Genomic DNA, 12,885 nt, shown 5'->3' with positions numbered 1-12,885 from the left:
CCCATCAATATGACGGTCATTTGTTACATATGCAGTAATGAAGGATCAGAGCTCTGGACCATGGGGATCAGCAGGGCGCTTTCTGCTGTTCCAGATCCAGGAGGTTGACTATGAGCCTCAATTTCATCCTGGAGTCAGCCACCTTTGTTTTGGGCGAGGACCTGCATCATCTCCCGGGTCAGTTCAGCGGTTCTCGGCTCCCACCCGTAGGCCCGGCCGTGGAGGATTTTGAGCTTGCCCGTGAGTGTCTTCCATTCGCCTGAAGACAGGTTCTGGAGAGAATGGATATTGATGTTTTTCCAGGCTTTGTGGTAATTGCGGGCAAAGCAGGGAAGTTCTTCGGTCGGCTGGCTGGTTTTCCGTGATCCGCCGACTCTGCGGGTCCGCTCCCAAGGCTCGGTTTCCGGTTTATGCGTCCCGATTTAAAAATCCTGATTTAAGAATCCCAGGTGGGCTCCATCTGTTTTATCTTTTCCGCTTCCATCTCTTTTCGGGTCTCGACCATCTGCCGGGCCATGTCCATCTCCTCCGGGTTCTGCCCCTGTTCGGCCAGGTCCAGGATCCCGATGAGCTGCTTGATGAAAAGCCGCACCTCGCTGATGACCCCCATCCTTTTCTGGCTGGCGCAGATATCCTCCAGGATCTTGTCCGTGACCATCTCCTGCGGGGACCAGCGGTAGGCGATGCCGTGCAGGGAGAGCAGGCACCGGCCCAGGTCCACCAGTTCTTCGGTTTGAAGCGGGGTCTGGTGGATATCCACAAGGACGCCCCGGTAGTTGAGGCGTTTGGCGTCGCCGCCCGATGCCCCGATGGACCGCACCCGGCTCCACAGGGCGTCGTAGGATTTAAATCCGTTTTCCGATACCAGAACGTCCGGGATAATGGAAAAAAAGATGTGAAGGTATTGGGCGGTCTCGCTGTTGTCGATGAAGAGGCGGACATTTTCGTAGGCGGCATTGCGCACCGAGGCGCCCATGGCCACCACCGTCTCCATTTCGTCCATGAGCAGGATTAAGCCCTGGTGCCCGAACCGCCGTAAAAACAGGATCAGGGAGTTCATCAGCTGCCGGGCATTGGCCTTGGTCAGGTATTCGTAAACCTGGAAAGGCTTGAGTTCCCGTTTGGTGACCTTGCCGCCGTCAAACCAGTGCATGAGGATTTCCCGGTCTGCCTTGCGGCTTTCCCCATCCTCCCCCTCTTCCATGGGGGCAAACCGGTTGCTCACCAGGGCGGCCAAGGCATTGGCAAAGTTGATATCCATGTCCGGGATATCCCTGAATTCTTCGGCCAGGGCCGTACATTTTTCTGTGGCAGCCTCTGCCTTGGCTCCTTGGAATTCCGGTGACAGGGACTCCAGCCAGGCGGTCAGCAGATCCCGGATGCCCATGCCGTCAAAATTGCCCTGGAGCTGCCGGACAATGGACTGGTAAACGGTTTCAAATTTGTGGATGGGCACATCCCGGGTCAGGACCACAAAGGAGACGGCAAATCCTTTGTCCATGGCCAGGTGCCGGACCACGGACATGAAATGGGTTTTACCGTCCCCGTAATCCCCGCTGATGAACCGCACCTTGGCCCCGCCCTGGGCAATGTAGTTTGCAAGATCGTCTTCGATATAGGAGAGCCATTGCTGCCGGCCCACGGTAAATACCGGCACATATTCCACAGGCACGCTGCCCTTGCGCAACTCTTCGATGATGGACCTGGCCTGGAAGGGTTTGAGTTCTTTAAGGGCATCCAATGATATCATGACCAAAGATCCTTTAAGATTTATGGAAAGAGATGGCAGTGATCTGGCGCAGTTCCCCCTGGGTGTCCAGGAGCCACAGGGCTTTGTTCCGGCCCGGGGTGAGCTGAAGTTCGTATCCTTGGGACGTGCCGCCGATGCCTGCCTGGTAGTACCGCCACAGGTCCACGGAAAATTGATCCAGGCTGTAGCCTTTGAATTTTCCCTTGTCCATGTCCTGGAAAAAGGTTTTGGACTGCAAAGAGATTACATAGGCCAGGTAAAACTGCTGCATGGGAATGGGACGGCCAGCGGGCAGATCTTCTTTTTCAAGGCGTTCCAGGTAGACCTTGCCCAGGGTATCAATGAAGTCCTGGGGATCATAGGGCGTATCGTACAATTGCTTCTTGAGCCGGACCACCATGGCCATGATCCGCCGGGGATCAATGGATTTGAGTGTTTTTTTGTTGATTTTCGTGGAGCGGCTGGCAAAATCAATCTCCCCGGTGATGCCCTTTAAAACCCTGAACCTGGGAAAATCCATCTCCATTTCAAGACCGGCCTCTTCGCATTTGAGAGTCAGGTCTTCGATGAGATCCATGCGGTACTGCTCCACCTTTTCATCGGCATAGGCCCCCAGGGTTTCAAATACCGGGGCGCAGCTTTCAAGGGTTTTGTCCTCGCATATATCCCTGGCCAGTCTGCTTTTAAGCAGTTCATCCAGTTGGAGAAAGTCATCCTTTCCCGCACACTGGATGCATTGTCTGATCAAATCGGCTTTTTTCTGTTTCTGGTTCAGGTCCTGCTGAAAGGGCTGGACGATCTGTTTTAAATCCTCTTGAACATCTTCAAGAAATTCATTGGTTTCCGGCATTTGATTCCTCGTTTGTTTTTAAATTATAATAGACCTGTTTTCTACACTGCTACCGGAAAAATTTCAATGGTTAAGCAAGGCTCATGTTCATAGGCGGTTTAGGACATTTTGAGTTGAACAGGCGGTTTGGGGCAAAATGCCCTGGGTATTTTTTTATCTTCGGTGATTCACGCACGCTTTGTTTCCACGGCCAGGGCAACACATTCGGAAGTGATAGGTGATTGACCTGAGGGGCGAGTGAGGATTGTCCTTGAATCCTGTTATGCATTGATTTATAACCGCCTATAATTAAGGCGGAAACAATGAAAAATAATGGATAATCAGCAATGATCACGGCATGTGTAAGAAAGATTTTGCCCAATGTTAAGGATTTCAAAACGTTCTGGAAAAAACAAGGTCCTTTCCGGTACGCACTGACAAGCAAGGAATACCCGCCTGTGCTGCTGGAACCCGAAGAGTGGATATTTGGCCAGGATAAGCAGGTCCTTCTCAAGGAGCTGATGCAGTTTTCCCGTATGAAGATGGCCTTTGTACCTGCTCCGTTCAATCCGGACAATAAACGTATCCTGCGCCCTGATGATATCTGCGCCTGGAAGATTGTCCATTTTCCGGAAGCCTGGAATGCCATGATCTGCGACGGGTTCCTGCCCGAAGGCCAGCTCACCCGGGCCGTGGTAGATGAGTGTGCCGCCCTGGGTTTGGCCCAGGATAAATCAGGTATTGAACAGGCTTTTTTCAGTCTGCTGGAAAGACAGCTGGATGGTATGGGCTATGTATGGCTGACGCCCCGGGGGAACGCAAAAACCGCATTTATTCATGAATACCTGGACGCCTGGTGCCGGGACGAGGAAGAGGCCGGACTATTGTAGTGTTTGGACGGAAAGGATGTATGTCTTTAAGAAATATTCAATGCCTGTTTTATTGAAGTGCATATGGTCGTAATAAAATTTCTTATCCTGCATGCACGATGCGCAATTGATGTAAAACACCCCTGCTTCACGATCAGCAGTTTCACGCAGGAAAGCATCCACCTCAGGCAGACCGGGAAAATCGGGCATCAACAGTGGGAGTATGACATAGGTAATGGTGGCGCCGTGCGTTTTTACCAGCCGATTAATGTCATCAACCACATGTCCGTATGCGACAAAGCTGTTCCGGTCATACTTTTTCAGATAATGTTGTCTCGCCTTTTCCATCTTTTCCTTATCGATTGTCTTAAGTGTGCCGTCTGTCAGTCCGGGGGATAGGTAACGGGAGATATTTTGCCAGTCCGTGACTGTAATCATCTGAAGGTAGGAAGAAAGCCGGTCTATAGGGTAACGGTCCTTAATAAGCTTTAAAAAAATGAACAGCTCAAACGGCTCATCCCTGAGAAAAAAATCGTTGTTTTCATTGTTGATGGAGGAATAGAAAATAAACGGGTCCACCAGGTAAATAACATGATCTGTAGTGTTTCCCTGATTCAGGAAAAAAGAGAGATGAACATCCATGGGCATCAGACCGCCGCCGCCTCCTTTGGACAGGTTGGCAACCTTTTTGCCCAGGATTTTCTCCACCATGTCATGGTTCCCGTCCCGGGAAAGCACCCGGCCCCTAGAGGTCCCCAGAAAGACGGCCGGATAATGTTCGTTTTCTCCGGTTACCAGGAGGTTTGACTCGCTTTCGGCATATGAAAGACGGATGTCCCGGTGCCTTCCCGAAAAGCAATAGAGAAGGAGCGAGAGAATAAAAAGATTCAGCACCCCGAAGATCACTAATTTTATAATAAAACGCTTTCCGCTCATCTCCTGCTTTCGTCAGCCTGAAAATTGATTCCTTATCAGAACTGAAAATAAATGAATTCCTGTTTTACTCCGAATACACCCGAAATCAACACCGCCCAGAATGCGGCGGTATAGATGGCCCAGCGGGCCGTAAGGGAAAGAGTGCCCACCTTTTCCTGGACCCATCCTTGCCCTTCCCAGATCTCCACCAGAAAAAGAAACAAAATTACAGAAAGCAGAAAAACAAACTGCGGGATGCCCACAACATCAATTCCAGCCTGTTTCAAACCAAATCCGTCAATGCCGATCAAGAACATTTTACGGATAAAGGTGAATGCGTCGGAAACCGAATTGGCCCGGAAAAATATCCAGGCAAAAGAGACCATGCACATGGTGACCGCCACCTGGATCCCTTGATTCAGCCAGGATGTCTTATCCGGAAACAACCTGTCTGCCAGCTGCCTCTGGAAATGGTGCGTGACATTCTCCAGAATCAGTATAAGGCCATGCAAAGCGCCCCAGATCACAAATGTCCAGTCTGCTCCGTGCCACAAACCGCTTACCATAAAAGTAATAAAAATATTGTAGCGCCATCGCCATTTTGTCACTCGGTTCCCGCCTAGTGGAATATAAAGATAATCCCGGAACCAGGTGGACAGGGAGATATGCCAGCGTTGCCAGAATTCGTGAAGGGAAGTGGAAAAATAAGGATGCCTGAAGTTCTCCATCAGGTTATATCCCAAAACCTGAGCGCAGCCCCGGGCCATGTCCGTATATCCTGAAAAATCACAGTAGATCTGCACCGTATAGAACAGGGAGGCGATAATGAGGGTAATACCCTGATAATCCCCCACATGGTTGAAAACACGGTTGACATACACGGCAAGATGGTCGGCAATGACCATTTTTTTGACAAGCCCCCAGAGTATGAGCCGCAGCCCCTGGGTCACGTTTTGATAATCAAAGGCATGGGGTTGTTTGAACTGGGGCATCAGGTGCCGGGCCCGGTTGATTGGCCCTGAAAGCAACGGGGGAAAGAATGCCGTGAACAGCGCGAAAATGTTCAGTTTACGCTCCGCCGGAGCTTTGTCGTTGTAAACATCCAGGATATAGCCCAGGCTCTGGAATGAATAGAAGGAAATGCCCACCGGAAGCAGCAGTTGAAGCATAGGAACGTCCTGGTGGATATTCAGGGACCCAAGCGCACTGGTGGCTGATTTGCTGAAAAAGTTATAATATTTGAACAAAAACAGCGTTCCGATGTTTAGGAAAACACCTGCCCGCATATAAGGTTTTCTTTTTTCTTTCGGGAGATCAGACATGAGGACGCCCAAGGTATAATTGCCCAGGGTCGATCCTATGAGAAGAAAAATGTATTCGGTTTTTGCAAAGGAATAAAAAAAATAGCTGGATAATAGAAGTAAAAGCCATCTGTGCCGATGGGGGATGGAATAGTAGAGCCCGATTACAATAGGGAAAAAAATGGCGAATTGAAAGGAATTGAACAGCATGGCCGTCAGCAACGGGTATTCATGTTAAATGGTCAATAAATAATTGCAGGACCAAGTCCTATGTCCCCTTCGTTTTTAACAACTTTGAAACCCTTTGCCTTCTTTTCACTTACACCGGGGGACTATAAAGAGTTACATCGACTGAGTCAATTGTAAAATTGACAACCATATCCATACACTGATATGTTTTTTTCAATAACTCATTTGGAAAGGCGATTCTCTTGATGCAAATCCTGAAAAATTTTAATCATGCATTGATTTTAAAAGGAGTGACGGTTTTTATTTTTTCTTATTTTTTATCGGCTGGATGCTGCAAGGCCGGAGTAGAAAAACGAACACTTGCAGAAAAAGAAGAGCCTGCTTATGCAGATGAAACAGCAAAAAAATGGATGCCTTCTGTGTGGAAGGCGTTTGTCAGGAACGGCCCCACAGGTACCGGCCTTCCTGATTTTTCAAGGGCTGGGTATGGTATGGGGGAAAAATCCATACCCAAAATAGAATCCCCGGTGTTTGATGTCACCCATATTCGGTTCGGAGCTGTTCCGGATGACGGCCAAGAAGACACTTTGGCAATCCAGGCAGCCATTGATGCTGCGGCAGCAGTCGGCGGGGGGGTTGTATTTTTGCCCCAAGGCAGATATGACATTCATCAGACAAAGGCGTCTCCATACCTCCAGATCCGTTCTGACCGTATCGTTTTACGGGGCAACGGCTCCGGTAAAAACGGAACCACCCTTTTCATGGGTGCGCCGGGAAAGGAGGGGATGATCCGTCGCCTGGGAACCGTTTCAGCCGAGATAGAAGCCCGGCGTCATACGGCAATAGCCGTTATAGGCGGTGAGGATCGTAAAGAACTGGCCGCTTTTACACAAAACGTGCTCCGGGGACAAAAAGAGATCACGGTGACTGATACCGGAAAATTTTCCGAAGGACAGATGGTGACTATCGCATGCAGCGATCCTCTCATCGACCCTACATATCCGGCACCCGATAAAGCAGATATCCCTGGGCAGCTGACCACGCCTTTCACGCTCAGCCCGGTCCAGAAAGACACGTTTGGACCTGCGGCACAAAAGCTTTCCTGGATCGCAGGTATTGAAAAGATTATCAACGCCCATACCATCCGTCTGACCCGTCCGGCAAGGTTCGATCAGCCCTTACGCTACACCCCTAAAATTTTCTCTTTCAACGGCATTTGCGGGATCGGCATTGAACATCTGCGCATCGAAAGTGCCTGGCCCGGAGGGTACCGGCACCACAAACCGTTTCAGGAAGCGGATGGAAAAATTATCCGTACCGCCCAGGAGCAGGACTATCTGTGGGGTGGAATTTGGATCAGCAGCGCAGTGAACGGATGGATACAAGATGTGACCTTCGCCGACATGACCCAGGGAATTATTCTCAGCCGCTCTGCGCAGTGGACGCTGAAGGACCTGTCATTTATAGGGCAGGAAGGACATGCCGGTGTCACCATTGGCTGGGGAAACGACAACCTGGTCCAAAACGTTGAGTTCCATGCCCGGCTGGTTCATCCGGTGACACTTACAATGACGGCATCAGGAAACGTTATCACAGAATGCAAAACACATTATGAAGGGAGAAATCTCCTTTCAGGCACGGACACGGCCATGGATTTTCATGGCATCTTCCCTTTCGAAAATCTATTTGAAAAAATGAAGGGGTTTTATGTTTGCTCCGGCGGTGATTTGAGCGTGCTTCCCCATGCAGGCGTAAGAAACGTTTTCTGGAATATCGAAGCACCCGCAAAGATTACCGGCTACGGCGAATATGCAGGAGATTCGTTCGTGCAAACCTATGATTTTGCGAGTACCTCATCAAAAAAGCCTGCGACCATGTATGAGCACTATCCCCAGGCATTCTACATTGGTATACATAGGAGGGGCAACCACGCCATCACCCTGGCCGGATCAACTGAAGACCGTCACACCCGGTGGATGACAGTGGAGGGATTGAACCGTCCGGATATCGCTATTCCTTCCCTTTACGAGCTGCAAAAAAAAGAATCACGGTAAAAAGAGCGGGTCCGGGTTGCTTCTACGCACTGACGGTTTTCGTTCAGGCACCTGCAATACCCGAACCTGACTATTTCCCCCCGGCCAGGGATTTGATCTGGCCGGGTTTTGCCGGAAATTCCCAGAATCCGTTGATTCCGCAGGCCTGGAACATTGATGTTAGATTGCTTTTGTCCAGGTGCCGCTGGAGGGAGCTGACCATGAGGGGAACCTGGGTTGCCGGATAAAGCTCTCTGATTTCATGGGCAAGGTCGTTGACCCGCATCTGTCTGACAAAAAAATCCGTTATGATTGCAGCCGGTTTTTCATTTACAATGAACTCGAACGCCTCCTGGGAGCCGAAAAAGGTTCGGGCGCAGAATCCGCATCTGTGAATGAGTATAGAAAAGACATCCAGGTAGGGTGCTGATGGATGAATCACCACAATCACCGGGCGGCCTGTCTGGTTTTGGTCATCCCTGATCCGGGCAAATTTTTTGGCGGTTGAGGTCTGTTTCCGTTTTTCAAGAATGCTGATCCAGGTGTCAATGGTCCTGACCGGAGCAAAAGAGTCCAGATAGTTTGAACTGATATATGAAAATGTGTCCGAGGCCATTAACGCCTCTATGAGCCGGGGCGCGCATGTATCCAGAATCGTCGTGGCCACGGTTTCCCCCGCTTTGGTGCCGGATTCAATTTTTTTCCTGATTTCGGCAACCACATAATCCGAACAGTGTCTGTCCAAGGCCCTGATGGCTGCCATGCTCACAAAAATAGCCGGATCTGTAACCGCCTTGACAATGGGCGCTGTGGATTCAAGTTCAGGGTAATGTGACAGGGCTGTATACAAAGAAAAACGGACCGAATTTTTAAGATCTTTTTTTTCGGTAAGGGTCAGAAGATCGCCCAGCGATTCCTCGGGAATGGTCCTTGCGATAAGCCTTAACAGGTTCACCAGAAGATCGGGTGTTTGATTTTCCAGATTGTCATGCAGGGCATGGGCCACTTCAGGCCCTTTGTCCCCAAAGTATTCAAAGGCATTTAAGCGGTCTTCAATTTTAGGGGAGACCAGCAGCCGGACATTGGGGTCTATAGGGGCCTGGCAGGGGGGTGCCGGTTTGGCGGGTTGGGGTTGTCTGGCTGGTTGGGGCAGTTGAGACGGTTTTGCTTTTTTCCGGGGCTGGGGCCCAGGGGGTGTTTTTCGTTTACCTTTTAAAAAAGCCAGGGCATCCAGAATATCCGGACCGCATTTGTCAGTCTGCGCGATCTGTTCCAAACGCTGCACAGCCTTATTCGTGCCGATACGTTCCATGGCTGTGACCGCTTCCTTACGCAGTTCAGGATCATCGTAAAAAACAAACTCCGTCAGGTCATCAACGAGAAATTCCATGCCAAGTCTGCCTGCGGCCCGGAAAATGTCCTTGAGCAGTTCCTTGTCTGTTTCCTTGCTTAAAATATGCCGGATTAAATGGGTGATGGGGCCGGGCCGGTCCGGGTTGGTGTGGTTGATCAGGATCATGGAAAATTTAAAATTAATATGTGCCCTGTCCATGGTGAGTTGATACAAGCGCGGACGAAGGGGATGGGTGGGGCCCATGGTGTTCATAATAAAAGACAGAATATCATAGGCAACATTGTCCGGAGCCAGGGCAAGCTGTTCAATCATGGCCTGCTGCTGATCTTTATCAAAGCTTAAAATCTGTGACAATGTATCAGAATTTATCTCCCCTGTTTTGATCATCCTTTTGAATTCCGAAATAAATGACGCCATATATATTCTCCTTTTTAAGCTCGGCAAAGTGGATCACTGCCTCAATGTCTTTGTGGGCATTGAACACCGCATGGATAACGGCTTCATCAAGCAAATCTGTTTGGTCAAATACAAGATCTTTTCCCGTAATGTTTTTGACCCGGTCAAGGGCCGTGGTTGACGAGTTGACAAGATTATCCGCCACCACCACTTCGTGATCCTGGTTAAGCAGTTCGACGCAGGTATGGCTGCCGATATACCCAGCCCCACCGGTGACAAGAATTTTCATCGAAATTCTTTATATACTTTGAACGTTATCTCTACATTTAATGCAAAATTCGGACATTGACACGCAATAATGTATGGTTAATTTTAAATTTTATATAGGCACCAAGCCTGGCAATCCATATACTAAATACTAGGAGGCTTTTCAATGATTGAACTTTCAGCTGCTGCAAAAACCCAGATCGACAACTATTTCCAGGGGAAAGAACCCACCCCCATCCGGATTTTTCTCAACTCAGGCGGCTGAGCGGGCCCGTCTCTTGCAATGGCTCTGGATGAGCCTAAGGACAGCGATGACCTTTTTGACGTTAACGGGCTTAAATTCGTGGCAGATAAAGTGTTTATGGAAAAAGCACAAAAGATTAAAATTGATTTCAATGGTATGGGGTTCAGCCTTGATTCAGGCATTGCTCTGGGCCAGGGCAGCGGTTGCGGTAGCTGCAGCTCCGGCGGGTCCTGCGGAAGTTAAGTTCTTTTTAGTCGTTTAATGAAAAGGCGTCTTTACATTGGGTGCACAACAAAGACGTCTTTTTATTCTTAAATTAATTTGGTCGTATACAGTTTTAAGGTGGTATTATATACCATTGTCCGGGCAAGAGGCACGCACCAATGGTTTTTGTCCTGCTTGACCCGTAACACCGACCATGGTAGCCTGTGCAGGCACAAGGGTAAATGGGAAATCAAATGTATTCCAATGTCGCAATTCTTCAGGGAAAATGCCATGGAGAAACAGGTTAAAAAAGTGGTCTTGGACAGGTGTACTGTTGTCTGTGCTGTCATATTTTTCTTTTTCATGTTCCTTGCCGGTATTGCAGGGTGCGGCGGAGAAAAAGAGAAAAAGGATACGGATCTGATTCCGGGTAACTGGATTTACTACAGGAACCGAACCTATATTCTCATTGCCGTGGATATAAAAGGCACGTGGAGCTCTTCGGTCAAGATTGCAGATGTAACCTCCAAAATTGTTGATTCCAGGGGGACGGCCAGCGGTACCTGGCATTTGGATGGGGGACAGCTCATTTTTTCCGTCCTGGCGTCAGATATCGACAATGTCTGGAAAAAAAATGACACCTGTTTTTACAAGGTGATTGAACTCAGCGACCATCTCATGATCCTTGAGGGCGAAGACGGCCGCAAGGAAGAATGGAAGAAAACGGTTCTCCAGAAGGGGAAAGAGGGATCAGGTGCAGTCAATCCGATTGTTACAATGGCTCCCTATGCCGTTAATCTGGACAAGCATTCTTCCAATGCCCAGGATCGCTACCTGTGTCTGAGTATGCATTTGGAACTTATGGAACTGATGCCGGAACAGACTGTGCCCCAATTTCATCCCAGGGCCAGGGATGCAGCTATCATGTATCTGTCTTCCTTGACCTATGATGATGTGTCTGATTTTGATCGCATCAAGGTTCAGAAAGAAAAGGTCAAGGATGTACTCAATCCCTACATTGACGGGTTAATCAAAGAAGTTGTCATTGATCATGTGGTTATTGCCTTATCTGCAGCCAAGGTGGAAGAATTTATCATTGAACATACTGCTGCACCAAGCAATGAGGCGCCCGCTGAAGGAGAAGAGGGAGAAACCGGCAAAAAAGACGCAAAAAAAGAGAACCCCAAGACCTCCTGACAAATGCCTCCTGACAGGCAGGTGGTCAGTTTTCCGCCTTGGGTTTGATGACCAGTACGGCGCCGGACTTAAGACTGATTCCAGCCAGATCCTGTGTGAATACATTGCTGATACCTGTGGTGGTTCCCATGCAAAGGCTTTGATCTGTCAACGGGTACTCCAGCCCCTCCAGAGTCAGCCCTTTAACATGGTCTGATACCGGGATGACGGATATCAGATCTCCGGGGCGGCCCGTGAGTGTCAGTCGGGAAACAACAATATGAATATCATTAGATGCATCTGAGATCGTGGTGGGGATTCCCAGGTCTGCAAGTCTGCGCAGGAGGAAAATATTTGCCAGGGTATGGTCAAGCCGGGTGCTGGTGGCACCCATAATGAGAAGGTCTGTACATCCATGGTTAATGGCATATTCCATGCACAACTCCATATCTGTCTGGTCTTTGCGTACCGGATGCTTTAAAATTTTAACCTGTTTTTCCTTAAAGAACGAAAGGACGTTTTCGGGAATAGAATCAAGGTCGCCGATGATAATCCGGGGAACAATACCCATACGGTGAAGATGAACAGCCCCGCCGTCTGCGGCAATAACCATGTCCGCGTGTTGAATCCGGGATAGAAGCCCGTCTGTTTCAGACAGGGTTCCGTTTGCCACAATGACTGTTTTCATAATTTAGTTTTCATACCAGAAAAATACTATAATGCAAACAATACTATTCATTAACACACTATTTATTGACACAATGTCCGGAAGTTCATATTTTCCCAGGCGATGAAGGTTTTCAAACGTATACATACATACCTGTTTTTTGAGCTTATCCCGCCGTTTGCCATAAGCACCTTTTTTTTAACCTCGGTGTTTCTGATGACCCGGATTCCGGATATCACGAATATGGTGGTGAATTACAACTCCAGTATCACGGATATCCTGCTTTTGATCTCTTATACCCTGCCGCGGTTCATGGAATTTACCATTCCCATGTCAGCCATGATTTCGGTGCTTTTGACCATCATGCGCATGTCAGGGGAAAATGAGATCATCGCCCTGAAAGGAGCGGGAATGTCGTTGTACAAACTGTTGCCGCCGGTGCTTATATTCAGCGTGATCACCCTTTTTCTAACCCTGTGGATGACGGTTTACGGGATTCCCAATGGCAAACTGGCCCTGAAAATGAAAACCATAGAACTGGCCAGATCCAGTATTGACGCAGCACTGCAGGAGCGGCAGTTCAACAGCCGGCTTACCGGGATCATGATTTATGTGGCCCATGTGGATATGGGCACCCGGGATCTGACGGACGTATTCATTGAGGACCGCAGGACTGCTGATATCGTCGCCA

The 12,885-nt window shown here is 49.0% G+C and carries 13 protein-coding genes; 5 read left to right on the top strand and 8 right to left on the bottom strand.

The annotated features are described in order from the left end of the window. Positions 1 to 436: 436 nt before the first annotated feature. The 3 genes from AB7U36_RS08700 to AB7U36_RS08690 all read right to left on the bottom strand — a co-directional run bounded on the left by AB7U36_RS08700 (position 437) and on the right by AB7U36_RS08690 (position 2,934). Complete coding sequence (locus AB7U36_RS08700) at positions 437 to 1,750, bottom strand: BREX system ATP-binding domain-containing protein (protein WP_428159395.1); 1,314 nt, start codon at positions 1,748 to 1,750, stop codon at positions 437 to 439. 13 nt (positions 1,751 to 1,763) lie between these two features. Beyond that, entirely contained in the window at positions 1,764 to 2,600 is an 837-nt protein-coding gene (locus tag AB7U36_RS08695) for a hypothetical protein (protein ID WP_428159394.1), read from the bottom strand. A gap of 70 nt (positions 2,601 to 2,670) precedes the next feature. Next, positions 2,671 to 2,934, bottom strand: a complete 264-nt coding sequence (locus tag AB7U36_RS08690; protein WP_428159393.1) for a hypothetical protein — start codon at positions 2,932 to 2,934, stop codon at positions 2,671 to 2,673. Between AB7U36_RS08690 and AB7U36_RS08685 the strand changes: the two genes are divergently transcribed. Then, the gene (locus tag AB7U36_RS08685) at positions 2,927 to 3,469 is read left to right on the top strand and encodes a hypothetical protein (RefSeq protein WP_428159392.1); all 543 of its coding nucleotides are present in this window, start codon (positions 2,927 to 2,929) and stop codon (positions 3,467 to 3,469) included. The genes AB7U36_RS08690 and AB7U36_RS08685 overlap by 8 nt on opposite strands. Here the strand turns inward: AB7U36_RS08685 and AB7U36_RS08680 are convergent. Next, positions 3,461 to 4,384, bottom strand: coding sequence for a hypothetical protein (locus tag AB7U36_RS08680; RefSeq protein WP_428159391.1), 924 nt, complete (start codon positions 4,382 to 4,384; stop codon positions 3,461 to 3,463). The genes AB7U36_RS08685 and AB7U36_RS08680 overlap by 9 nt on opposite strands. 35 nt (positions 4,385 to 4,419) lie before the next feature. After that, positions 4,420 to 5,685: an MBOAT family O-acyltransferase gene (locus AB7U36_RS08675; RefSeq protein ID WP_428159390.1), complete on the bottom strand. Its 1,266-nt coding sequence runs from the start codon at positions 5,683 to 5,685 to the stop codon at positions 4,420 to 4,422. Positions 5,686 to 6,143: 458 nt separating this feature from the next. Here AB7U36_RS08675 and AB7U36_RS08670 point away from each other — a divergent pair, with 458 nt between their 5' ends. After that, on the top strand, positions 6,144 to 7,907 hold the full coding sequence (locus AB7U36_RS08670) for a glycosyl hydrolase family 28-related protein (protein ID WP_428159389.1): 1,764 nt from the start codon (positions 6,144 to 6,146) through the stop codon (positions 7,905 to 7,907). A 70-nt stretch (positions 7,908 to 7,977) separates the two neighbouring features. Here the strand turns inward: AB7U36_RS08670 and AB7U36_RS08665 are convergent, their stop codons facing one another. Together AB7U36_RS08665 and AB7U36_RS08660 are read right to left on the bottom strand one after the other, a co-directional pair. After that, complete coding sequence (locus tag AB7U36_RS08665; protein WP_428159388.1) at positions 7,978 to 9,657, bottom strand: HEAT repeat domain-containing protein; 1,680 nt, start codon at positions 9,655 to 9,657, stop codon at positions 7,978 to 7,980. After that, positions 9,599 to 9,925: an SDR family NAD(P)-dependent oxidoreductase gene (locus AB7U36_RS08660; protein WP_428159387.1), complete on the bottom strand. Its 327-nt coding sequence runs from the start codon at positions 9,923 to 9,925 to the stop codon at positions 9,599 to 9,601. The genes AB7U36_RS08665 and AB7U36_RS08660 overlap by 59 nt, the downstream gene beginning before the upstream one ends. 144 nt (positions 9,926 to 10,069) lie before the next feature. On the opposite strand from AB7U36_RS08660, the gene AB7U36_RS08655 reads away from it, so the two are divergent. Further along, entirely contained in the window at positions 10,070 to 10,390 is a 321-nt protein-coding gene (locus AB7U36_RS08655; RefSeq protein WP_428159386.1) for an IscA/HesB family protein, read from the top strand. Positions 10,391 to 10,642: 252 nt separating this feature from the next. Next, positions 10,643 to 11,548, top strand: a complete 906-nt coding sequence (locus AB7U36_RS08650; protein ID WP_428159385.1) for a flagellar basal body-associated FliL family protein — start codon at positions 10,643 to 10,645, stop codon at positions 11,546 to 11,548. Between the two features lie 25 nt (positions 11,549 to 11,573). Here the strand turns inward: AB7U36_RS08650 and AB7U36_RS08645 are convergent, their stop codons facing one another. Continuing rightward, a complete protein-coding gene (locus AB7U36_RS08645) occupies positions 11,574 to 12,215 on the bottom strand; it encodes a thiamine diphosphokinase (RefSeq protein ID WP_428159384.1) in 642 nt (213 codons plus the stop codon). Between the two features lie 102 nt (positions 12,216 to 12,317). On the opposite strand from AB7U36_RS08645, the gene AB7U36_RS08640 reads away from it, so the two are divergent. Then, the coding region (locus tag AB7U36_RS08640; RefSeq protein ID WP_428159383.1) for an LptF/LptG family permease at positions 12,318 to 12,885 on the top strand (568 nt) is incomplete at its 3' end.

Source organism: Desulfobacter sp. (genome assembly GCF_050177295.1).
Note: the sequence above shows the minus strand (reverse complement) of the source record. Positions and strands in the feature narration are given on the sequence as shown.

Excerpts from the sequence above, each read along its gene's own strand:
- AB7U36_RS08650 (WP_428159385.1), top strand. The coding sequence starts at position 10,643 with ATGGAGAAACAGGTTAAAAAAGTGGTCTTGGACAGGTGTACTGTTGTC.
- AB7U36_RS08685 (WP_428159392.1), top strand. The coding sequence starts at position 2,927 with ATGATCACGGCATGTGTAAGAAAGATTTTGCCCAATGTTAAGGATTTC.
- AB7U36_RS08660 (WP_428159387.1), bottom strand. The coding sequence starts at position 9,925 with ATGAAAATTCTTGTCACCGGTGGGGCTGGGTATATCGGCAGCCATACC.
- AB7U36_RS08695 (WP_428159394.1), bottom strand. The coding sequence starts at position 2,600 with ATGCCGGAAACCAATGAATTTCTTGAAGATGTTCAAGAGGATTTAAAA.
- AB7U36_RS08645 (WP_428159384.1), bottom strand. The coding sequence starts at position 12,215 with ATGAAAACAGTCATTGTGGCAAACGGAACCCTGTCTGAAACAGACGGG.
- AB7U36_RS08665 (WP_428159388.1), bottom strand. The coding sequence starts at position 9,657 with ATGGCGTCATTTATTTCGGAATTCAAAAGGATGATCAAAACAGGGGAG.
- AB7U36_RS08700 (WP_428159395.1), bottom strand. The coding sequence starts at position 1,750 with ATGATATCATTGGATGCCCTTAAAGAACTCAAACCCTTCCAGGCCAGG.
- AB7U36_RS08680 (WP_428159391.1), bottom strand. The coding sequence starts at position 4,384 with ATGAGCGGAAAGCGTTTTATTATAAAATTAGTGATCTTCGGGGTGCTG.
- AB7U36_RS08675 (WP_428159390.1), bottom strand. The coding sequence starts at position 5,685 with ATGTCTGATCTCCCGAAAGAAAAAAGAAAACCTTATATGCGGGCAGGT.